The 22,192-nt window shown below is 69.9% G+C and carries 19 protein-coding genes; 8 read left to right on the top strand and 11 right to left on the bottom strand.

The window, feature by feature from the left end:
• Window positions 1–9: 9 nt before the first annotated feature.
• Both E1264_RS22010 and E1264_RS22005 read right to left on the bottom strand, forming a co-directional pair.
• Complete coding sequence (locus tag E1264_RS22010) at window positions 10–2,211, bottom strand: serine/threonine protein kinase (protein ID WP_243711086.1); 2,202 nt, start codon at window positions 2,209–2,211, stop codon at window positions 10–12.
• 5 nt (window positions 2,212–2,216) lie between these two features.
• Window positions 2,217–3,302, bottom strand: a complete 1,086-nt coding sequence (locus tag E1264_RS22005) for a hypothetical protein (RefSeq protein ID WP_132176453.1) — start codon at window positions 3,300–3,302, stop codon at window positions 2,217–2,219.
• 136 nt (window positions 3,303–3,438) lie between these two features.
• Here E1264_RS22005 and E1264_RS22000 point away from each other — a divergent pair, with 136 nt between their 5' ends.
• The gene (locus E1264_RS22000) at window positions 3,439–4,086 is read left to right on the top strand and encodes a hypothetical protein (RefSeq protein WP_132176451.1); all 648 of its coding nucleotides are present in this window, start codon (window positions 3,439–3,441) and stop codon (window positions 4,084–4,086) included.
• A 10-nt stretch (window positions 4,087–4,096) separates the two neighbouring features.
• Here E1264_RS22000 and E1264_RS21995 read toward each other — a convergent pair whose 3' ends face one another.
• Window positions 4,097–4,873, bottom strand: coding sequence for a class I SAM-dependent methyltransferase (locus tag E1264_RS21995; RefSeq protein ID WP_132176449.1), 777 nt, complete (start codon window positions 4,871–4,873; stop codon window positions 4,097–4,099).
• 247 nt (window positions 4,874–5,120) lie between these two features.
• Here E1264_RS21995 and E1264_RS21990 point away from each other — a divergent pair, with 247 nt between their 5' ends.
• Window positions 5,121–6,503, top strand: coding sequence for a hypothetical protein (locus E1264_RS21990; RefSeq protein ID WP_132176447.1), 1,383 nt, complete (start codon window positions 5,121–5,123; stop codon window positions 6,501–6,503).
• Between the two features lie 171 nt (window positions 6,504–6,674).
• Here the strand turns inward: E1264_RS21990 and E1264_RS21985 are convergent, their stop codons facing one another.
• The 3 genes from E1264_RS21985 to E1264_RS21975 all read right to left on the bottom strand — a co-directional run bounded on the left by E1264_RS21985 (window position 6,675) and on the right by E1264_RS21975 (window position 8,922).
• Window positions 6,675–7,568, bottom strand: a complete 894-nt coding sequence (locus tag E1264_RS21985; protein WP_207936074.1) for a glycoside hydrolase family 19 protein — start codon at window positions 7,566–7,568, stop codon at window positions 6,675–6,677.
• A 122-nt stretch (window positions 7,569–7,690) separates the two neighbouring features.
• The gene (locus tag E1264_RS21980; protein ID WP_132176446.1) at window positions 7,691–8,209 is read right to left on the bottom strand and encodes a lytic polysaccharide monooxygenase auxiliary activity family 9 protein; all 519 of its coding nucleotides are present in this window, start codon (window positions 8,207–8,209) and stop codon (window positions 7,691–7,693) included.
• Between the two features lie 197 nt (window positions 8,210–8,406).
• Window positions 8,407–8,922: a lytic polysaccharide monooxygenase auxiliary activity family 9 protein gene (locus E1264_RS21975; protein ID WP_132176444.1), complete on the bottom strand. Its 516-nt coding sequence runs from the start codon at window positions 8,920–8,922 to the stop codon at window positions 8,407–8,409.
• 544 nt (window positions 8,923–9,466) lie between these two features.
• On the opposite strand from E1264_RS21975, the gene E1264_RS21970 reads away from it, so the two are divergent.
• Window positions 9,467–10,024, top strand: a complete 558-nt coding sequence (locus E1264_RS21970) for a carboxymuconolactone decarboxylase family protein (RefSeq protein ID WP_165964300.1) — start codon at window positions 9,467–9,469, stop codon at window positions 10,022–10,024.
• 49 nt (window positions 10,025–10,073) lie between these two features.
• Here E1264_RS21970 and E1264_RS21965 read toward each other — a convergent pair whose 3' ends face one another.
• Genes E1264_RS21965 through E1264_RS21950 form a run of 4 tightly spaced genes read right to left on the bottom strand, consistent with a single transcriptional unit; the run spans window position 10,074 to window position 13,999 of the window.
• The gene (locus tag E1264_RS21965; RefSeq protein ID WP_165964299.1) at window positions 10,074–11,537 is read right to left on the bottom strand and encodes an aldehyde dehydrogenase family protein; all 1,464 of its coding nucleotides are present in this window, start codon (window positions 11,535–11,537) and stop codon (window positions 10,074–10,076) included.
• On the bottom strand, window positions 11,534–12,421 hold the full coding sequence (locus E1264_RS21960) for an amidohydrolase family protein (RefSeq protein WP_132176438.1): 888 nt from the start codon (window positions 12,419–12,421) through the stop codon (window positions 11,534–11,536). Before E1264_RS21960 ends, E1264_RS21965 begins: the two co-directional genes overlap by 4 nt.
• A 12-nt stretch (window positions 12,422–12,433) precedes the next feature.
• Window positions 12,434–13,267 (bottom strand): DUF4286 family protein, encoded by an 834-nt coding sequence (locus tag E1264_RS21955; protein ID WP_132176436.1) that lies wholly within the window; start codon window positions 13,265–13,267, stop codon window positions 12,434–12,436.
• Between the two features lie 48 nt (window positions 13,268–13,315).
• A complete protein-coding gene (locus tag E1264_RS21950; RefSeq protein ID WP_132176434.1) occupies window positions 13,316–13,999 on the bottom strand; it encodes a GntR family transcriptional regulator in 684 nt (227 codons plus the stop codon).
• Window positions 14,000–14,242: 243 nt separating this feature from the next.
• Here E1264_RS21950 and E1264_RS21945 point away from each other — a divergent pair, with 243 nt between their 5' ends.
• From E1264_RS21945 to E1264_RS21925, 5 genes are all read left to right on the top strand, one after another.
• A complete protein-coding gene (locus E1264_RS21945) occupies window positions 14,243–15,784 on the top strand; it encodes an ABC transporter substrate-binding protein (protein WP_165964298.1) in 1,542 nt (513 codons plus the stop codon).
• A 25-nt stretch (window positions 15,785–15,809) separates the two neighbouring features.
• Entirely contained in the window at window positions 15,810–16,820 is a 1,011-nt protein-coding gene (locus E1264_RS21940; RefSeq protein ID WP_243711085.1) for an ABC transporter permease, read from the top strand.
• 86 nt (window positions 16,821–16,906) lie between these two features.
• Window positions 16,907–17,782: an ABC transporter permease gene (locus tag E1264_RS21935; RefSeq protein ID WP_132176430.1), complete on the top strand. Its 876-nt coding sequence runs from the start codon at window positions 16,907–16,909 to the stop codon at window positions 17,780–17,782.
• A complete protein-coding gene (locus tag E1264_RS21930) occupies window positions 17,779–19,566 on the top strand; it encodes an ABC transporter ATP-binding protein (RefSeq protein WP_132176428.1) in 1,788 nt (595 codons plus the stop codon). Before E1264_RS21935 ends, E1264_RS21930 begins: the two co-directional genes overlap by 4 nt.
• A 68-nt stretch (window positions 19,567–19,634) precedes the next feature.
• Window positions 19,635–20,318: a PadR family transcriptional regulator gene (locus E1264_RS21925; RefSeq protein WP_132176426.1), complete on the top strand. Its 684-nt coding sequence runs from the start codon at window positions 19,635–19,637 to the stop codon at window positions 20,316–20,318.
• 140 nt (window positions 20,319–20,458) lie between these two features.
• Here the strand turns inward: E1264_RS21925 and E1264_RS21915 are convergent, their stop codons facing one another.
• Window positions 20,459–22,030: a bis-aminopropyl spermidine synthase family protein gene (locus tag E1264_RS21915; protein WP_132176424.1), complete on the bottom strand. Its 1,572-nt coding sequence runs from the start codon at window positions 22,028–22,030 to the stop codon at window positions 20,459–20,461.
• Window positions 22,031–22,192: the final 162 nt, after the last annotated feature.

Below are 22,192 nucleotides of genomic sequence, written 5' to 3'. Positions count from 1 at the left end.
GGGACGGGGTCAGGGGCCGAAGAACGTCCTCGGGCGCACCGCGTTGGCCTTGTCGACCAGCGCGTGCCGGGTCTCTCTGTCGTCGGCGACGTGGGCGAGCGCCCGGTAGGTCCGTTCGAGCTCCTTCCGCAGCCCCTCGCGGGTCAGCGGCGCGTCGATCAGCGTCGTGTCGGGGTGCTCGGCGCCCGTGGCCTCGGCCCAGGCCAGCGCGGCCTCCAGCAGTTCGGCGACGAGCTGGCGGCGGCGTTCGCCGTCGACCCGCGCGTGGTCGAGCCGCGCCGCCGCCTTCTGCAGCACCTCCTTGGACAGCTCGCCGGACGGACGGTCGCGCAGCGTCGCGGCCATCGCGGCGAGCTGGGCGGCGCCGTAGTGCCTGGACAGCGACGGGACCTCGTCCAGGGCGTCCACCGCGCCGGAGCGGTCCGCCATCGCCAGCCGGACGCGGGCCAGCCCGAACGCCGCGCTGAGGTAGCCGCGGTCGGTCCGCCAGACGCTCTCGTAGCGGCGCGCGGCCTCCGCCATCTCGCCGCACCCCTCGCAGCAGAACGCCAGCGCCAGCTTGGGCGCGGCCTCGCCGGGCATCCGGTCGTACAGCCCGTCGAACAGGCCCTGCGCCTCGGCGAACTCCTCCGCCATCAGCGCGCTGACGCCCCGGTACCAGAGGACGCGCCAGTCGACGTCCTCCTCGCCGGACTCGCCGGACTCGTCGGACAGTGGGAACTCGGCGAGCGCCTCCGCCGCCTCGGCCCGATGACCGAGATCCAGGTGGGCCTGGACCAGGGCGAGCTTCTCCTCAAGCGACGGGGGCTGCCGGGCGGCGCGGGCGGACAGCGTCTCGACGATCTCGACCGGGCCCCGCTCGACCAGCTCCGCGAGGCCGGCGACCTCGTCCGGCTCGTCCATCACCGGCACCGGCAGCGCCGCCGCGGCGGCGTCCGCGGCGAGGACGCCGAGCACCGGCCCCTCCCGGTCGGCGGCGGCCCGGTCGGGCGGGGCGATCTCGGTGCCGACGGCGATCCGCTCCCGGCCGAACAGCGTGGACGGCACCGGCCACGGATCGGCGTTCCGCGGCGCGGACATGACCTCCCGCAGGACACCGAACAGCTGCTCCGCCATCTCCGCCGCGCCGCCGAACCGCCGCGCCGGGTCCGGGTGGGTGGCGCGGCGCAGCAACCGGTCGTAGGAGTCGAACCGCCGCAGCAGCGGGACGTCGTCGCGGTCGGGCAGGCTCGACTCGAACTCGCCGGTGTAGTCGAAGTCGAAGCTGAGCACCGCCATCGTCCGGCCGACGGTGTAGACGTCGGAGCTGATCGACGGGCTCCGCGCGGGCAACTCGGGCGCCCCGAAGCCGCGGGTGCCGTAGATCGGCGCGCCGGGCGGGCTGCCGTCGATCCGCCAGGTCGCGCCGAGGTCGATGAGCGTGATCCGCTGCTCGCACTGCATGACGTTGGCGGGCTTGAGGTCGCAGTAGAGGATGCGGCGGGTGTGCAGATAGTCGAGCGCCCACAGCATCTCGATGCCGTAGGCGATGACATGGTCGACGGGGAGCACGGCGTGCGGGCCTTCCTCGCGGCGCCGGTCGTCGAGTAACTCCTGGAGCGAGCGGCCGCCGACGTACTCCATCACGATGTAGCGCTGGACGCCCGCCCGGCCCGTGACCCCGGCCGCTCCCGTCGGGTGCCGGACGAAGTTGTGGATCTTCACGATGTTGGGGTGGCTCACCGCGGCGAGCGCCGCGCGTTCGGATTCTGGCACGTCGGACACGTCCGCGCCCGCGTCCAGCAGCCCCTTCAGGACCACCCAGTGGCCGACGTTGTTGTCGTGCGCGAGATAGAGCCGGCCCTGGCCGCCGTGCGTCAGGCAGCCCTGCACCTCGTACTGGCCGCCGACCATCTCGCCGGGCCGGAGCTGCGGGGCGGGCTCGTCGCCGGGGACGTCCGCCAGCACGGCCGTCTCGGGGTCGCGGTACGGGACGGGCGGCACACCGGCCATGTCCAGCAGCCCGTAGGGGGTGATGCGCCTGGACGGCGTCTGCCCCGCCGGCCCCTGCCACGGCTCGGTCGGCCCGGACCACGGCTCGGTCAGGGGCCGGTCCGGCCTCCCGGCCCCCTCCGGCGGCGGCCCGGACGGCGGCGCCATCCCGCAGAACCCGCAGAACCCGGACCGGACGACGCCCCTGCGGCAATAGGTGCACAGGCTCATCGAACTCATCGGGCCTACCCTTCCTGGATCTCCCGCAGGTAGCGCTGCACCGCCGACTCGGCGGCCTCCAGGTCGCACGGGGCCGTCCAGAGCAGGTCCTGGGCCGACCGGTACAGGTCGTCGAGGCGCGGGTCCTCGGCGCGCCCGAGGTTGCGGGCCATCACCTGCAGCGACGCCAGCCGGCCGCGCAGCTCCCCGCGCATGGCGAGCGGCCCCTTGACGGCGTCGCGCGTCTTCTCCGCCTGATCGAGCGCCGCGGCGGCGTCCCGTTCGAGTTCCGCCGCGCCGGCGAGGAGCCGCGCCCAGCGGTGCCCGGGACGGGGCTCGTCCAGCGCGGCGAGGCGGGCCGGCAGCCCGGCCACCGGGTCGGAGACGTCCGGGACGGGCGCGGAGACCTTCTCGACCGCCTCCTCCCTGACCTCGCGGGCCTCCTGGAGCGTCGCCTCGGCGGAGGCGAGGGTGTCCCGGATCCGGGCCAGCGCCGCGCAGAACTCCCGGCCCCCGCGCAGCTGCTCGGCGAACCCGCAGAGCCACGCCTCGACGTGCGGCTCCTTGCCCGTCGTCCGCACCTTGCGGTCGGCGGAGGAGTCGAAGACGCGGCGCGTCCGGATGACGTCGTGGTGGAACCGCGCCGAGGCGATGAACGCCAGGTCGCCGGGCGCGTCCTCCAGCTCCTTCTTCACCTCGGGGGCGTCGAGCAGCCGGAACGCCTCGTTGAGCGCCGTGCCGACGACACCCTTGGGATCGTGGTGGACGTACCCGGCGTGCAGCGCGACGCGGAGCCGGATACGGGTGTCGGCGCCCACGGCCCGGTTGTGGCGGCCGAGCTCGGCGGCCAGGTGGAAGGGCAGCGGCTCGACCAGCCGGGCCTGCGGGCCCTCGGTCGGGACGAGGTAGAACGCCCCGTCCCCGCGGTCTTCGTGGTAACGGTCGTCCGAGCTGATCCCGGCCCAGGTGAAGGCCCGCTCAAGCGACTCGTAGAGACCTCTGCGCATGTCCGCCCGCTGCAGGTCGTTGAGGCCGGGGCGGGTGAACCGCTCGATGTCGACGCAGATGATCGCTCTGTGGACTCTCCGGTGCGAGTGTGAGGGAGAGCTCATGGAAGGAGACTCCATGGCGCGGCATGGGGGCGACGGGCGCTACCGCCCCCCGCGGTGCGCCCCTGGCGAAGTCACCGTTCATGCTATACGTACGGCAGCCACGCATAGTGAGTAATTTGCCCGGTACCGTGCACGTATGCTCGCCGAACCCGCACCCGCCCTGAGCGACCTCGGGCTCGGGCTGGTCGTGGTCCTGCTCGCCGTGCGCCTAGGCCGCGCTTCAGGGAGCCACCGGTACTGGCGCACCTCTTTCTGGTGGGCCGGGATCGCGGCGCTGGCCGGGTTCGTCCACCACGGCTTCGTGAAGTTCTCGGACCGGTGGGACGGGCCGAGCTGGGCCGTCATCAGCGCCATGGTCGTCATCGCGGTGTCGTACCTGCTGGCCGCGACCGTCGCCGAGGTGCTCGGGCCCCGCCACCACCGGACGTTCTGGCTGCTGCGGTCGGTCGGGATCGTGGCCTACGCCGGCCTGGCCGCGACCGGGCACGCGGGCGTCACCGCGCTGCTGGCCTGCGAGAGCCTGACGATGGCCAGCATCCTGATCCTGTGGGGGGTGGCGGCCCGCCGCGGCCACCCGATGGCCGTACCGGTGATCATCGCGCTGGCGGCCAGCGGCGCGGCGGCGGGGACCAAGGCGCTCGACCCGGACGTCACCGGCCGCGTCGCGCTGGACCCGACGTCGGTGTACCACCTCGCGCAGATAGCGGGCATGGTCCTGCTGTACTTCGCGGTCAGCTCCCCGCGGCGCCCGGAACGGGAGCCCGAACCGAGCCCCGCCACCTGATTCGCGGCGGCTACCGCAGGGCGGCGACCAGTGCGTCGCTGGGGGAGCACCAGACCTGGCGCGCCTCGGCGAAGCCCTGCTCGCGCAGGGCGTCCAGGTGCCATTGCGTGGTCGTCGGGCTGTCGGCCCCGTGCGCGCCGTCCGGGCTGCGGGGGTCGCCGAGGATCGCGAAGCGGCGCCGGGCCGGCTCGGCGAGGACGGGGTCGGCGGCGAGCTTCGTCCACCAGCCGGGCCAGTCGAGCGCGCCCGCGGCCCGCTCGCGCTCCCGCCGGGCGGCGTGGAACGCCTCGGCCGCCGCGTTGAGGCGGGGCGTGGACGCGTCGGTCATGTGGTCGGCGTTGAGGAACACGCCGCCGTCCCTGAGCACGCCGTGGACGCGCCCGTACAGGGCGCGGAGCGGCTCGGTGTCCAGCCAGTGCAGGGCGGTGGCGGTGACGACGGCGTCGTAGGAGCGGTGCGGCAGGGCGTCGGTCCAGGACGGGTCGGTCAGGTCGGCGGTCACCAGCTCCACCCGGTCGTCGCCGGCGAAGTGGCCGCGCGCGATCGTGAGGAGCGCCGGGTCGAGGTCGACGCCCGTGGAGCGGGCGCCGGGGAAGCGCTTCAGCAGCCGGTCGGTGATGGTGCCCGTCCCGCAGGCGAGGTCGAGGACGACCGGTTCGAGCCCGGCGACCGCCTCGACCGTGTCGAGCATGACGCGGAAGCGCTCCTCGCGGTCGGGCATGTACCACTCCTGCTGGCGGTCCCAGGTGTCCTGCCATTCCTGCCAGGTCGTCGTCGTTTCGGTCATGGGTCCCTCCGTTGGGGGCGGGCCGCCTTGTGCGCCGCCCTTCGTCGCCCCGTCGCAAATCTGGTCACACGGTGCATCTGCCCCGCCCGTGCATCAAAGCCGCAATTGCAACATTATTGCAAGAGCGCTCCCCGGAGTCGGGCAAGGGCTGGCCAAGACGCTGCGGCGGACCGCCAGGGGCGAGCCCCGGCGAGCTTAGGGTCCCCGCGAGAGGGGGCTCGTCTTGAGGAGATCGTGGAAGGTCACCATGGCGGCCGCGGGAGCGACCGCGGCGGCGACCGTCGTCCCGGCGGCGGTGGTTTGGCCGGACGGCGGCGCGTCCGAGGCCGGGGCCGGGGCCGGGGGGCGCTGGGTCCTGGTCAAGCATGAGGGCTTCGACCGTCCGCTGAAGGTCGACGGGTCCCCGTGGCGCCTCGACCCGCAGGGTCCGGGCAGCCCGTGGCACGTCGACGCGTTCGACGACGACGGCGACGCCTGGAAGAAGATCAGCGGGCCGCTGTTCGCGCGGCAGCTCGCGACCCTGAACGTGTTCCGCAAGCGCGTCGCGTTCGGCCGCGACGGCTGGCTGACCGCCGAGGTCGCCGCCGTCGACAAGGACCGCGACGGCCGTCCCGACTCGCGTCCCGGCCTGTCGACCGCGTCCCTGCCGGGCGGGCAGAAGGCCGCGCGGATCTCCGAGCCGAGCTGGGACGCCGGGGTCCTGATCCGGCCCACGCGCCCGCTACCGCCGCGCTACCGCGTGGAGATGACGCTGCGCGGGATCGACTTCGGCGGCAAGCGCGGCGGCACCTTCGACTACGGCGGCAAGCACAACGGCTACACCCGCGAGCCCTGCAAGACCCGGTACCCGTGGACGTTCCAGGGCGCGCTGCCCGGCAAGTCGCGCTGCGACTACCCCGACGTGACGCGGGAGAACGGGTTCTACTACCTGACGATCCTCGACTACGCGACCCCGGCGCCGCACGGCAACCCCGGCATCCACTACCGCCGCAAGGTCATCATGGACGGCTACTACAGCGACGACGAGCGCTGGAAGAGCGCCGGGACCTGCAACCCGAAGACCGGCGAGATATACCGGACGTTCGACGGCACCTTCAACGGGATCAACGCGCTGTTCGTCCGCGGGGACACGTTCCGCGAGGCGTCCAACAACAACATCAGCAACGAGTACTACATCAAGACGGCCTGCGGGAACGTGTCCATGGACAGGCCCTACGGGCCGGGCGGCAAATTCCGCCAGCACCTCACCAGCGCCGAACTGCGGCCGGAACTGCTGCCGAAGGCGTCCTACACGTTCGCCATCGAGCGCGACCGGAGCGGATACACGCTCGAAATGAGCGGCCCGTTCCTCAACACCGGGCAGACGACGCTGCGCGTCCACCACGATTTCGTGGAGGACGGCCGCCCGATCTGGCACTACAACCAGACCCCGGGCGAATACGACGGCCGTTTCGACCGCGCGCTGAAGCACACCGGCCCCGCCGGGACGTTCACGACCGAGCACACCTGGCCGAAGGGCTCCGCCTACCCCGACTCGTTCATCATCGGGGACCCGCACCTGAACTACTACGAGGGCTCGGCGCACGTCGACGACATCCGCCTCTACGTCCCCGCCGCCGACACGAGGTGACGGAAGCGAACGACCCGCGCCCGGTAGGTGGCCGGGCGCGGGTCGGACGCGGTGGCGATCGCGCGCGAGGGTTCGATCCGCGATCGCTCGATCTATGTCGAGCGCCTTTCGTCCTTGGTCCCCGGACGGTGCACGCCCCCGCGGACGGCCGGACGAAGAACACTCACTCCATCAGCAGGTCAGGTTGTCACCGGTGGGTACGCCGAGAAGCTGAGTGAACCGCTTGTAGGCGTTCACCCGGCTCTGCACCTGCGACGGGTTTCCTCCATTGCATTCCAGGCTGCCGTTGATGCTGCGGATCGTCTCGCCGAATCCGCGGCCGTTGACCATCGCGTTGTGCGGGGTCATGGTGCCGGGACCGTTCTGCGTCATCCAGTACCAGATGGCGGTCTTCCACGCCGTGGCCGCGTCCCGCTCCACCTGCCACGGGTTGTTCAGCAGGTCGATGCCGAGCGCGTCGCCCGCGGCCTTGTAGTTGAAGTTCCAGCTCAGCTGGATGGGTCCGCGGCCGTAATAGGCGGCCTGCCCAGCGGGGCATCCGTAGGGCTGGCTCCTGTCGCAGTAGTGCGGGTAGTTGTCCTTGTTCTGCTCGACGATGTGGACGAGCCCGCCGGTCTCATGGTTGACGTTGGCGAGAAAGGCCGCCGCCTCCTGCTTCTTCACCGTGTCGCTGCCCGTGTTGGCGAAGGCGGGGTAAGCCGACATGGCGGCGGTCAGACCGGCGTAGGTGTAGAAGGAATTGCGGCTCGGGAACATCTGGTTGAACTGTGCCTCGGTCACTACGAAGGCGCTGCTGCCGGGCGGGTCGGTGGGACCGCTGGAACCACCGCAGCTCCCCTGGTCTGCCCAGACGATCGCGCCTCCCGGTGACTCGTTCAGCGTCCACCATTTCGCGGTCCAGTTGTGCCCGTTGTGGGACGCGACCGCGCCGCCGGTGTAGACCTTGGAGGCGCTCCATGCCGTCGCGCAGTCCGCGGCGGACGCCGACGACATCGGCGGAATGGCCGACAACGCCCCCGCCGCGAGGAGCGCGGCGCCGAGCAGCGTCGTTCTGCGTTGCACCACATCACATCCTTTGCGATTTCACGCGGTGCGGCCCGCCACTGGGTGCGGAGCGAGCCGGCCATTACCAGCCGCCGATGTGCCGCCGCGAGCTCTCGAAGCCTCCGGCGGCTCCGGGACCGTTGTTACCGGACGTTCACATCGATGCAGGCGTAGAAGGCGTTGGCGGTGTCGGCGATGTTCCAGATCGCCAGGACCTTCTGGCGCCCGGTCACGCCGCCGAGGTTGACGTTGTGGGAGACGGTGGCCGGTGGCTGCTTGTTGTTGCCGGGGATGTCCGCGACCTTCTGGCCGCCGACGTAGTACTCGTAGTTCCGCGTGCTGTGCCGGGCGGTGAACGTCCAGGTGAACGTCACCGACTGGCCAACGCTGCTGACCTGCCAGCCCTTGTTGTCGTCGTCGAGCTCGCGGAAGCCCGCGTTGCCGCCGCTGCAGCTGCGCAGGCCCTTCGGCCCCTCGACGCTCTGCGGCTCGTACTTGATCGCTCCGCACTGGACGATTCCCTTGGCGCACTGCGCCTGCCGGCTCATCGGAGCCGAGACGTAGCCGTGCGCGAAGGCCGAGGTCGCCGGGATCACGGCGACGAACGGGGCGATGCCGACGCCTGCCGCCGCGGCGGCGAGCCTGCGGTGTGACTTCTTCATGCGGGGGGTCCTTGCCTTTGGGGTGGTCATGTCGTGGCGTGGACGGGACCGGACGGGGCCGGACGGCGTCCGAAGCCGGGAGACGGCCACGGGCCGGGGAGACAAGCCGCGCCTGCCCGAGCGGCACGGCCGCGTCCGTTACCAGCCGCCATGTGCCGCCGTGAGTTCTCGAAGCCTCCGGCGGCTCCGGACGGTTGTTACTGGACGTTGACGTCGATGCAGGCGTAGAAGGCGTTGGCGGTGTCGCCGATGTTCCAGATCGCCAGGACCTTCTGGCGTCCGCTCACGCCGCCGAGGTTGACGTTGTGGGACACGGTGGCCGGCGGCTGCTGCATGTTGCCGCTGATGTCCGCGACCTTCCGGCCGCCGACGTAGTACTCGTAGTTCGAGGTGCGGTGGCGGGCGGTGAACGTCCAGGTGAACGTCACCGACTGGCCGACGGTGGTGGCCTGCCAGCCCTTGTTGTCGTCGTCGAGCTCGCGGAACCGGCTGCCGCCGCTACAGGTGCGCTGGCCCTTGGGGCCTTCGACGCTCTGCGGCTCGTACTTGATCGCTCCGCACTGGACGATTCCCTTGGCGCACTGCGCCTGCCGGCTCATCGGAGCCGAGACGTAGCCGTGCGCGAAGGCCGAGGTAGCGGGGATGACGGCGACGAGGGGGGCGATGCCGACGCCCGCCGCGGCGGCGGCGAGCCTGCGGTGTGACTTCTTCATGCGGGGGGTCCTTGCCTTTGGGGTGGTCATGTCGTGGCGTGGACGGGACCGGACGGCGTCCGGGGCCGGGGAGACGGCCACGGGCCGGGGAGACGAGCCGCGTCTGCCTGAGCGGCACGGCCGCGTCCATCGGGCGATGGAGGGGAGCGGGGCATGCGAACTCCATCTGATAGGAAACTTTCCTATCGGGTAGCTGAACGTTAACGTTCCGTCCGATTGCGGGCAAGACCTCGATCAGGGGAAGCCGTTCGGGCGCGCATGACCAGCGCAGGCCGAGAACTGAACCACTCTCGACCGCTCCAAAGAATTGTCAGAATCCCCTGATCATCGAACACCCGATTGGCGAAATCTGCCGACATCGCCCCACGAAATAAGCCTTGACCTGCGCAAATTGATCCCACTCGGCGGAACGGTTTGCCACGGTCCACTGGTTCCCGGCTCGGGTCACCGTCTGGAATGTATGGTCTGTAGTGAACTGTTTCGCGATCGCGGCCCCTCGCCGCCGGCCGCGGCGCGAAGCGAGCCACGACATGGAGGACGCGAGATGAGCTCTGTCGATCCCCGCATCGACCCGGTCGACGTGGACGCCTACCACCGGCTCGAACGCGAGCTGTTCGGCGACGACGCCCTGACCGGCACCGCCCACGTGTCCCGCACCTGGGCGCACAGCCCCGGCCTGACGAAGGCGCAGCGCCCCCTGCAGAACTACCTGCTCGGCCGGTCCCCCCTCCCCGCCCACGACCGCGAGCTGGCCATCCTCCGCGTCGCCTGGCTGAGCCGCTGCGAGTACGCCTTCGGGCAGCACGTCCGGATGGGCGCCGCCGCCGGCCTGACCCCGGAGGAGCTCGACCGCGTCCCCCAGGGTCCCGCCGCCGACGGCTGGACGGAGTTCCAGTCGGTCCTCCTCACCGCGGTCGACGAGCTACACGCCCGCAACCGCCTCACCGACCCGACCTGGACGGCCCTCGCCGGCACCTACGACGAGGCCCAGCTCCTGGACCTCATCGCCGTCATCGGCCGCTACTGGACGGTCACCGCGATGCTCAACACGATCAACGTCCGGCCAGAACCGGGGCTCCCCACCTTCCCCCGCCCCCGATAAACCCGGCTCCCCGATAAGCCCGGGGACGTGCCCGTCGCGGGCCGGTGGGTCACCGGACGTCTATCACGAGGGTCTTGACCTGGCTGAACTCGTCGATGACCCAGCGGCCGCCGAGCCGGCCCCGGCCGGACCGGCGTCCGGCCGCGCCACCGAAGGGCAGGCTGTACTCCCAGTAGTTCGAGGTGTCGTTGACGACCACCAGCCCGCAGTCGATGCGCTCGCCTATCTGGAAGGCCTTGGAGACGTCGGTCGTGAACAGCGAGCCGACGAGGCCGAAGTCACCGGCGTTGGCGGCCGCGACCATGTCGTCCTCGTCGTCGAAGACCGTCAGCGAGGCGACCGGGCCGAAGGTCTCTTCGGTGAAGAGGGCGGCGTCGCGCCCGACGGAGCTGAGGACGGTGGGCGGGAAGAAGAAGCCGTCCTGGTCCGCGATCCGCTCCCCACCGGTCACGACGTCCGCGCCGCGCTCCCTGGCGTCCTCGATCAACCGGTCGTAGCGGGCGATGCTGGACTCCAGGTGGACCGGTCCCATCGTGACCTCGGGATCCAGCGGGGACCCGAGAACCGTGTCCGTGGCCCGGGTCGCGAGCAGCCGGGTGAGCTCGTCCGCGCACGACGCCGCCACCAGCACCTTGCCGGCGGCGCTGCACACCTGGCCCGCGTTCCAGAACGCCGCGTTCGCGATCGCCGCCGCGGCGAGGTCGAGGTCGGCGTCGCCGAGGACGACCACGGGCGAGTTCCCGCCGAGCTCCAGCAGGAGCTTCTTGTCCCAGGCCGCCTTGGCGATGGCCTGGCCCGTCCCGCTGCCGCCGGTGAAGCCGACCGCGGCGATTCCCGGGTGCGTCACGAGGTGGCTCGCGACCGCGACCTCGTTCGTGATCACCAGCTGCAGCAGTTCCTGCGGGAAGTCCGCCGCGAGGAGGATCTCGCGGAACTTCGCCGCCACGACGGCCGTGGTGGGGGCCGGCTTCCACACGACGGCGTTGCCGGACGCGAGGGCCGGGCCGATGTACTCGACCGGAATGTTCACCGGGAAGTTCCACGGGGTGATGACCGCCCACACGCCCAGGCCCTCGCGGCGCACGATCGCCCGCTTGTTCGCGTCCTGCACGTGCGGCGTCTCACCGCCCAGGGCGAGGACGGACTCCGCGGCCATCTCCAGCCCGCGGACGGCGAAGAGTATCTCGCCGCGGGCCTCGGCGACCGGCTTGCCGTGCTCGGTGGAGAGCACCTCGGCGAGTTCCTCGTGCGAGGCGAGCAGCGCCCGCGCGGCCGAGCGGCACCATTCGGCGCGGGTGGCGGGACGCGCGCCGCGGGTCTTGCGGAAGGCCGCTCCGGCGCTGGCGACGGCGGCGTCCACGTCGTCCGTCGAGGCCGCCGCCAGATCGGTGAACGGACGTCCTTCGGCGGGGTTCGTCGCCGGGTACCGCGTGTCGCTTTCGCGCCACGACCCGTCGATCCAGGAGGCGAAGGAGTCGGCGCCCGAAGGCGTGGCAATTGTCTTGACCGTCATGACGATCCTTTCGTGTGATCGGGGCGCTCCCATTCCCAGCCGCCTTCGGGACGGGGCCAGTTCAGCACCGTGGCCGCCGTCCGGCCGAGTATCCAGACCTTGTCCTCCTCGCTGAGGAAGTCGAGCGTGTACCGGACGTGGTCGAGGTTCTCCCGCCAGGTCGCGCCGCGTACCCGCGTCGTGTCCGAGGCCCACATGAGCCGCTGCGGACCGTAGGCGTCGTAGACGCGGCGCAGCGTCGGGGTCAGCGACGGATAGGGGTACGGCTCGGACGTGTAGTCGGGGATCGCGGAGAACTTCATGTAGACGTTGGGGTACTTCACGAGCGGGAAGATGTCGTCGATGTACGCCCAGAGGTCCTGGGTGTCCGGGTCGCCGATGATCAGGCCCATGTGGTCGACGATCAGCCGGAGGTCGGGGTGCCGCTCCGCGATCGCGGCGACCTTGCGGACCTCGGGGCCGTAGATCAGCAGCATCAGGGGGATGCCGAGCCGCTCCGCGGCCTCCCAGAACCACGGGAACGTGTCGACGTCGATCCAGTCGCGTCCGCGGAAATCCGGGTAGCTCATCCGGATGCCGCGCATCCACGGATCGTCGAACCAGCGCTCGATGCGCTCGCGGTCAGGGTCCCAGAGGTTGAACCTGCCCATCACGCCGAACCGGCCCGGGTGCTCGGCGGCCCAGCCGAGCGCCGGCCCGTTGTCGTCGCCCGCCCAGATCGCCGGGACGATCGCCACGGCGTCGATGCCGAGCTCGTCCATCCTGGGCAGGATCTGCTTCGGGGTGGACTCCGGTTTCCCCGTGTAGGTCTCGCCGATGTCGGGCCAGGGCCGGTCCGGGGTGTCGGGCAGGAACATATGGATCTGGGTGTCGAGGATGAACATGACTCCCCCTCATCAAGGTCGCCGGACGGTCGCTCCGTCCGGCGGTGCCGCCCGTGGAATGAACGAGATGTTCCGGTACCAGAGCCGCCACGGCGTCGTGTGCCTGGCCCAGGAGGCGGGGCCCGGGGTCCAGGTCTTCGCCTTCAGCAGCGTGCGCAGCGTCGCGAGGACGCTCTCGTCGCTGGCGTCCGCTAGCTCGTAGACGGCGAGGTAGCGCGGGCAACCGGGTGCCGGATGCTCGAGCGCCTGCCGCAGCGCGTACCTGGACGCCCGGCTGAAGCCGCCGATGGACGTCGCCTCGGGCACGTGGACGTTGGTGTAGAACTCCTCGAACTCGGCCAGCCCGTCGCCGATGTCCGCGGGCGGGTCGATCCCGATGATGTAGATCCCGTCCGGGACGCCCGCCGAGGGCGAGGTCTCCGCGACCTTCTCGTACACCACCCGCCATCGATGGGTGAGCAGCTCGGGCCACAGCGGCGGGTCGTCGGTGTAGGCGGGACGGGTGCCGTCGCCGGCGTTCGTCCCGCTGTTCGTCCCGCTGTTCGTCCCGCTGTTCGTCCCGCTGTTCGTCCCGGTGTTCGCTCCGGCGACGTAGGCGTCGGCCGCCTCCTCGCTCTCGATCTCGTAGGCCGCCAGGTACGTCGCGCCGAGGTCGCCCCGCGAGTCCGGCACCTGGAGGGCGTAGCGGTGCGCGGCGACGAACCCCGGATGCCTCGCGAAGACCTCGGGGATGTGCGTCTCGTCGTAGAACCGGTTGAACCGCGCGACGTCCGCCGGGTCCGAGCCGGCGAAGTCGAGAGCGATCCAGTACAGGAACCTGTTCGAGAAGGGTGTGTTCGCGTTCATACGGCGGCCTCCTGAAGGGCGGCGCTCATCCGATCCCGGCCTGGGCGGTCATGCTCCGGAGGCTCGTTCCTCTTCCAGCTTCGCGATGGCCGCCAGCGCCGCCTCCTTCGCGGCGTCCACGTGGCACCGGGCGAGCTGGGCGGCGCGGTCGGCGTCCCGGTCCGTGATCGCCGCGACGAGGTCGCGATACTCCTGCTCGGACCTCTCCCGGCGTCCGGGAATGGTGAGCGACAGCCGGCGCAGCGCGTGGATGCGCGCGTGGAGCGGCGCGAGGGTGGCCGCCAGCAGGGCGTTCCTCGCCCCCGCCAGCAGCAGCTCGTCGAAATGGTAGATCGAGGAGAGCTGGTCGTCGTCGCTCTTGCCGGGGCGCGTGAGCTTGACCAGTTCCAAGACCTCGGCGTCCGTGGCGCGTTTGACGAAGAGCGACGCGGCCTCGGACTCCAGCGCCGCGCGCACCTCGTAGAGCTGCCGGACGTCGTCGCTGCCGAGCACCGCCACCCGCACGCCCTTCCGGCCCGACGTCTCGACGAGCCCCAGCGCCTGGAGGTGGCGGACCGCCTCGCGGATCGAGGTCCGGCTCACGCCGGTGAGCTCCATGAGCTCGCGCTCGGTGAGCCGGCGTCCCGGCGACAGCGTGCCTTCGAGGATGGCCTGCCGGACCCGGCGCACGACGAGCTGCGGAACGGTCTCCGCGGGGCGGTCGATCCGCAGGTCCGGTCCCGTCTCTGACATGCCCTCTCCTCGATTTTTGTCTGACGTAGGATAGTCATACGTTCGATCGCCGGTCAATCTCCACTTAGTGGAGCGATGTGGTCGCAGAGCGTATTTTTCACTGGTACAGCGCTCGAACGTCACCTTTTCCGCAGACCAGGTCCACCTTCGTTATTGACGTGCCGTACTACGTCTGCTTTCGTACGTCATACAAACTACAAGCGCTCCCAACGCACCCGCACCAGCGTCTTCCAAGGAGGAAGGATGTTGAGTCGATTGGTCGGCATGGGGCAGAGGAGACGCCCCCGCATACTCGCGCCCGTGGTGGCGTCCGCGATGGTCGTCAGCCTCGCGGCCGCATGCTCTTCGGGCTCGTCGGAGGGGGAGGGCGCGTCCGGGGGCATGCTCCGCGTCGGCGTGGTCGCCAGCACCATCTCCACCCTCGACGCCTACTCCAACCTCAGATCGCAGGACTTCTACGTCCGCAACGCCACGATGTTCGAGCCGCTCGCCCACCGGACGAAGGACGGCGGCTACCAGTGGGCGCTCGCCACCGGCATCACCCACAACAAGGACAACACCGAGTGGACGGTCAAGCTCCGTCCGAACGTCAAGTTCCATGACGGCAGCGCGTTCACCGCGGACGACGTCATCGCGGTCTTCCAGCGGGTCCTCGACAAGAAGAACGCGCTCATCGAGCGCAACTACATCGACTTCATCGACCCGAAGGGCATCGAGAAGGTCGACGACCTGACGGTGAAGTTCAAACTGCCCAAGCCGTACGGGCCGTTCGAGTTCGCCGTCACCAACAGCAACATCATCTTCTACAAGAAGGGGTCCAAGCCCGAGCAGGCGATGGGGACGGGCCCGTTCCGGCTCGTCTCGTTCACCCCCGGGCGGGAGACGCTCGTCAAGAGGTTCGACGGCTACTGGGGCGCGAAGCCGAAGCTCGACCAGGTCAAGATCATCAGCTTCAAGACCGCGGAGGCCTCCACCAACGCGCTGATCGGCCGGCAGATCGACGCGAGCTCCAACATCCTCCAGACCTCGCTGCCGACGATCGAGAAGACGCCGGGCCTGAAGGTCATGAAGAGCGACGTGAACCTGAAGGTCTCCATCGGCATGCGCGCCGACACCGCGCCCTTCGACGACGTGCGCGTCCGGCAGGCGATGCGGCTGATCGTCAACCGGAAGCTCGCGCTCACCAACGCCTTCGACGGCCTCGGGGAGGTGGCGAACGACCACTCGGGCTTCGACAAGTGCGTGCCGGCCGTCCCCCAGCGGGAGCAGAACCTCGACCAGGCCAAGAAGCTGCTGGCGGACGCGGGCAAGTCGAACCTCACCATCGACCTGCGGACCGCCGCGAACAAGCCCGGCATGCTCCAGCTCGTCCAGATCCTCGCCGAGGACGCCAAGAAGATCGGCGTGACCATCAAGGTGCAGAAGATGGAGCTGGGCGCCTACCTCGAGAAGTGGGGCGAGTGGACGTTCTACACCGGCTACGACACGCGCCCCTACCTGGAGGGCGTCCCCGAGATGATCAGCGATGACGCGGTGCTCAACCACAACCACTGGGACGACTCGGAGTTCAAGTCCCTGGCCAAGAAGCTCTACGCCACCGCCGACGTGCAGGAGCAGTGCGAGATCCAGAAGCAGATGAAGAAGATCGAGTACGAGCGCGGCGCGAGCATCCTCACCGCGACGAACCCCACGGTGAGCGTGTACTCCTCTAAGGTGAGCGGCCTCGTCCCGGAATTCCCCTCGGGGAACCTGTACGACTTCACCAAGGTCAGCATCGACCAATGAGCAGGTCAGGTAGGACGGTGTCGCTGTGACGGCTATCGAGACGACGACCAGCGACGCGGTCAAGGACGCCCCGGCCCCGGGCCGCTCCCGGCGGGCCGCGCTCGCGTGGCAGATCGGGCGGCGTGCGCTGACGGGCGTGGCGACCCTGTGGTGCATCTCCATCATCGTCTTCGTGGCGACGCAGGCGATGCCCGGCAACGTCGCGCACATCATCCTCGGGCCCGGGGCGTCCGCCGAGCAGGTTGCCCAGCTGAACCAGAACCTGGGTCTCGACCAGCCGTTGCTCAGCCAGTACTGGGACTGGCTGAGCAACGTCCTCACCGGCGACATGGGAAACTCGCTGGTCAGCGGTCAGCCCGTGTCCGAGCTCCTCGCCGAACGGATCTTCAACTCCGCGACGCTGACCGTGATCGCGATGGTGCTCATCCTGCCGCTGTCCCTGCTGGTCGGCCTGCTCGCGGCCGTCTTCCGCGACAGGCTGCTGGACCGGTCCTACCTGGGCACCTCGCTCATCGTGACGGCGACACCGGACTTCGTCATCGGGAGCCTGGTGATCGCCCTGTTCGGCACCGTCGTCTTCAAGGTCCTCCCCCCGGTCTCGCTGATCCCTCCGGGTGACGCGCCCTGGGAGCATCCGCGGCAGCTCGTGATGCCGCTCGCCGTCATGGTGCTCGTCGGGGTCACCTATCTCTCGCGCCTCGTGCGCGTGTCGTTCATCGACGTGCTGGAGAGCGAGTACGTCCAGCTCGCGATCATCAAGGGCCTGTCGATGCGGCGGATCCTGTTCCGGCACGCCCTGCCGAACGCCCTCGCACCCAGCATCCCGGCGGCCAGCATCATGGCCGCCTACACCATCGCCGGCTCGGTCGTGATCGAGTACCTGTTCGCGTATCCGGGCATCGGCTCGGCGCTCGTGGACGCCGTCGCCGGCCACGACCTGCCGATGATCCAGGCGATCATCATGCTCATGGCGGTCGCGTTCTTCTGCTTCAACCAGCTCGCCGACGTGCTCGGAACCCTGAACAAGTCCCGCTGACGAACCTCGCTGACAGCCGAATCCCGCTGACAGACGAATCCTGCCGACAGACGAATCCCCGCTGACAGACGAAGGAGCGTCCGGCCATGATCCGAACGCGACCCAGGGAGCAGGGGGTCCAGGCTCCGCCCGCGAACCTCACCCGCCGCGTCCTGACCTCCCGGCAGACCCGGCTCGGCCTGATCATGCTGCTCACCATGATCGCCTTCGCGGTCGTCGGGCCCTTCCTCGCGCCGCACTCGCCGACCGCGGTCCTCGCGAAGCCGTACGCGCCGCCCGGCGACGGCCTGCTGCTCGGCGCCGACTCGCTGGGCAGGGACATCGTCTCCCGCATCCTCAGCGGGGGAGCCAACCTGACCTGGATGGCGATCGTCGCCACGTCCGGCGGCGTGATCCTCGGCACCGCCATCGGGTTGGTCGCGGCCTTCGCGGGCGGGGTCGTCGACACGCTGCTCATGCGGCTCGTCGACGTGCTGCTGACCTTCCCGACGATCATCATGGCGATCCTCTTCATCTCGATGGTCGGGCCGAACCGGGTGATCCTGGTGGTCCTGGTGGCGATCGGGCTCACGCCAGGCATGGCGCGCGTCATGCGCGGCGCGGCGCGTCCGGTGATGAGACGCGAGCACGTCATGTGGGCGCGGACCGTCGGGCTCTCGTCCCGCCACATCCTCATGCGGGAGGTACTGCCGAGCGTGACCTCCCCGCTCATGGTGGAGATCGGGCTCCGGCTCATGTGGTCGGTCGTGGGGCTCGCCTCGCTGAGCTTCCTCGGCTTCGGCGTCCAGCCGCCCGCGTCCGACTGGGGGCTCATGGTCAGCGAGAACAAGGACGGCCTGGCCATCCAGCCGCTCGCCGTCATGATTCCCGCCGCCTGCGTCGCCCTGTTCACCATCGGGGGCAATCTCTTCGCCGAAGGCGCCGCGCGCGTGATCGGCCGCACCGAAGGGGCTCGTTCATGAAGGCGGTCGAAGTCAGCGGGCTCACCGTCGCCCTCGACGACGGCAGCGTGATCGCCGACGACGTGTCGTTCACCCTGGAGAGCGGGCAGGTCATGGGCCTCGTCGGCGAGTCGGGCTCGGGAAAGAGCACGGTCGCGCTGGCGCTGCTCGGCTTCGCGAAGAAGGGGGCGAACATCACCGGCGGCAAGGTCGTGGTCGGCGGCGTCGACCTGCTCGCGCTCGCACCGAACGACCTGCGCGAGGCGCGCAAGAAGCTCATCGGCTTCGTGCCGCAGGACCCCGCGACGGCGCTCAACCCGGCGATGCGGATCGGCACCCAGCTGACCGAGGGAATGGTCGGCGCCAAGAAGGAGAACCTGCCGAGGATCCGCCAGGTTCTCGAAACCGTCGGCCTGCCCTCGGACGACGCCTTCCTGCGACGTCACCCCCAGGAGCTCTCGGGCGGCCAGCAGCAGCGGGTGGCGATCGCGATGGCCGTGGCGAAGGGCCCGGAGCTGATCGTCTTCGACGAGCCCACGACCGGTCTGGACGTCTCCACCCAGGCGAGAGTCCTGGAGATGGTCGCCCGCCTCTGCGCGGACAACGGCATGGCCGCCGTGTTCGTCTCGCACGACCTCGCGGTCGTCGGCGCCGTCGGCGACCTGGTGACCGTGATGTACGCGGGGCAGGTGCTGGAGACCGGGTCGCGCGAGGAGGTCCTGCACTCCGCCGCGCACCCCTACTCCATCGCGCTGCTGGAGTCGGTGCCGTCGACGCGCCAGCGGTTGCCGCTCGTCTCCATCCCCGGCCGGGCGCCGGCACCGGGAGCCGAGTTCGATGGTTGCGTGTTCGCGGACCGCTGCGCGTTCGTCGAGGACCGCTGCCGCGAGTCCGCGCCGCCGCTGGTCGCCACGCCCGCGGGCGGTGCGGCGCGCTGCGTCCGCGTCGACCACGTCCGGCAGAACCAGACGATCCTGGTCAAGGAGCCCTTGCGGCACGCCGAGAGCACGCGGGACGACGCGTCCGTCCTCAGCGTGCGGGACCTGAACGCCTCCTACGGCCGAACCCAGGTCCTCTTCGACATGTCCTTCGACGTCGCTCCCGGCGAATGCCTGGCGGTCGTGGGCGAATCGGGCAGCGGCAAGACGACCATGTCCCGCTGCCTGATCGGGCTCCACGAGGACCAGTCCGGCATCTTCGAGATGGACGGGAAGCCGCTTCCGCCCCGGTTGCGAGACCGGACCAAGGCGGTCAAGCAGCAGATGCAGTACGTCTTCCAGAATCCCTATGGTTCGCTGAACCCCCGCGAGACCGTCGCGACCTCGATCATGGTGCCGCTGAAGCACTTCTACGGAGACCGCGGCAAGGCCGCCCGCGCCAAGGCCAAGGAGGCTTTGGAGCGCGTCGAGATCCCGTGGCGGCTCGCGGACCGCTACCCCGCCGAACTGTCGGGCGGTCAGCGCCAGCGCGTGGCCATCGCCCGCGCGCTCGCCTGCGACCCTTCGCTGCTGATCTGCGACGAGGTCACCTCGGGCCTCGACGTCTCCGTCCAGGCCTCCGTCGTCGAACTGCTCCGCACGCTGCAGGACGACGGGCTGAGCATGATCTTCATTACCCACAACCTCGCCGTCGTCCGCAGCATCGGCGACCGCGTCGTCGTCCTGAGCCAGGGCCACGTCGTGGAGTCGGGCGCGGTCGAGTCGGTGCTCACCGGACCCCAGCACCCCTACACCCGCGCCCTCCTCGCCGACACCCTGGAGGTGGACCGGCCGCCCAACCCCGAACCGAGCAACCTCCCCACCTGACGCCTCCGTGACCGTCCCAGAATGGACGGCACGGTCCGCGGCATGGCGATCCGTCCAGCTCCTATCTCGTGCTGGGGCTGATCGGCCTGCGCGGGCCCAGCTCGTCCTACCAGCTCAAGCGGGCCGTCGAGCGGTCGGTCGGGTACTTCTGGCCGTTCCCGCACAGCCAGTTGTACGTGGAGCCGCGGCGGCTGGCGGAGGCCGGGCTGCTGGCGGAGTCCGCCGAGACCGAGGGACGCCGCCGCCGCACGTACTCGCTGACCCCCGCGGGCCGCGAGGCACTGCGGGAATGGCTCCGCGACCCCGGCACCGAGGTCTTCCAGGTCCGCAACGAGGCCGAGCTGAAGCTGTTCTTCAGCGAGCTCGGCGACGAGGGGACGGCGGAACGGCTCGCCGAGGCACAGGTCCGCTACCACCAGGGCCGGCTGGAGGAGTTCCAGAAGATGCTGGAACGCCTGATCGACCTTCCCGACCTGGAGAAACGCGTGGCGCCGCTCGTCCTCGGCGTCCGCATCGAAGAGGCGCACCTGCCGTTCTGGCACGACGTCCGCAACTCAGGCGTACACAGCGCCCTAGCCCGCACACGCCAGCCGGAAGGCCACACGGAACGCCCACCGAAAAGCCACTCAGAACGCCCACCAGAAGGCCACACGGAACGCCCACCGGAAGGCCAGCCGAAACCCCCGCCGGAAGGCCACACAGAACCCCCGCCGGAAGACCACACGGAACGCCCACCAGAAGGCCATGGATAGCGTCCGCCGGGAGACCACGCGGAGCGTTCGCCGGGCTGAGAAATCAATTCGCTCTGCCAGCCAGTGTTCTAGCTCGACCAGCCGGTGTTCTAGCTCGGCTAGCCGGTGTTCTAGCTCGGCTAGCCGGTGTCCTAGCTCGGCTAGCCTGGTGTTCTGCCTCCGGCCAGGCACTCCCGAATGGCGTCCGGCAATTCCCGTAGTCGATGCATGGGTAGCTCCAGCAAGGTCACATCTGCCGCCCAAGGCGCAGCCTCGGCAACCAATGCGCGCGCCTGCCGCTTTGTCAGATCACCTTGGACGTCGATCAACGCGTCCCGCCAGGTATTGGCCACCTTCCCATGCGCCCGATCCATCACCGCCCGCAGAATGCGCGACGCCGGATCATCACGAGGCTCATTCCTGCGGACGGCCTCGATTGCACGCCCGTCCTCGACCAGTTCATAAACCGGCTCTAGAACCGCAGTGAGTTCTCCCAGCCCAGCCGCCTCGGCCGGCACGACCCGCACTCGCTCAGCCCGCGTCGCCAAAAGCACGCGTGCCAGCGTCGCCTCCATCCCGGCGGGCAGGGCCACACCGGCCTGCCGGACCTTGGCCGCGTACGGCTTGGCCAGCCAGGTGCTCAACCGCACACGCGGCACCTCCGGCAGGACGTCCTTCGGCCACGCGCCGACGAGCACGTCCGGCCGCACATCGCCTAGATCCGCGGCCGACACCTTCACCTGCTCCCGTGCCTCAACCGCCTGCGGCCCCTGCGTGTATATGGCGGCGCTGAACCGATCCGCGCGCGCGATAGCCGCCGGAAGGCTCTTGGACGTAGGACGCAGTACGTACAAATCGGCGGCAGACCCGATGGCCTCAGCGCCGTAGTACCGATTGAAGTCCGGATAAATGGCCTCGGATACCAGGTTCAAATCCCGCAACGCATTCTGCACCTTCAAAGCGAGCGTCGGCGTCCGGTCACTGGCCCCGTACGCGAGCAGCACCCGTCCACGGCCCTGCTCACGCAGCCCTTGAACGGCCCGGGACACGAACAACCCGACCCCGTCCGGCGTGTAAGGCGGATCCGTAACCGCCAGATCAGCGAACTCCACCGCCGACCCCGGAAGCCCCAGCCGCAAATCGGCCCAGCGCGTCCGGATGCTCAAGCCCAGCTCCGCCGCCCGTTCATCGATATACGCGAGAATCCGCTCGTCGATATCGACCACCATGGTCTCGACCTGCGGATGGATCATCCCGACCGCGAGCGAGGTCAGGTCATGATCGCCGACGCAGAGCAGCCGCGTGTCCGCGAGCCAGAACCGCGCCCCTAGCAGCAGCGCGCGCCGCACCACCGTCTCCGGCGTCGCGGCCACATGATCCAGAACGTGGCGCCCGCGCGGCGCACGCGCAATGAAGTCCGCGACACGCTCGACAACGGCTTGGTACTCCGGCAGCAGATGCCCGACAGGATCAGCCGCAGCGAACGGCTGATGCCCACCCGCGAGGAGATCGCCGATCTTTCGGGCCTGCTCAGCGTCCAGCCGGAATCGATCACCGTCGCGCTCCACCGCGAGCCCAGCCAGCAGCGCCTCCACCGACCTCCGGGGCGCCGCACTCTCCCGGACGAGCGCGGCCAACGACCACCACCGGCCGTCCGCCAGCAGACTCAACGCCGCGTGGACCCGCCGGGGATCCATGCCCTCCACATCCGGAAGCCCCGTCGTCTCGTCCATCCGCCAGACCTTACTCTCTTCCCCCTGCTTCCTCTCTAACCAGGATTAATTGGTGTTGGCGGGTGTGGTGGTGAGGGTGAGGCCTGTGGTGGTCAGGCAGCCATCGATCACGTCGGGGTGGTGCTGGACCACTTTGAGGCGGTGCTTGATCATGCGGGTGAG

The sequence above is a fragment of the Actinomadura sp. KC216 genome (assembly GCF_004348535.1).
Lineage (GTDB): Bacteria > Actinomycetota > Actinomycetes > Streptosporangiales > Streptosporangiaceae > Spirillospora.
The sequence above is the reverse complement of the archived record's forward strand: the minus strand, read 5'-3'. Positions and strand labels throughout refer to the sequence as shown.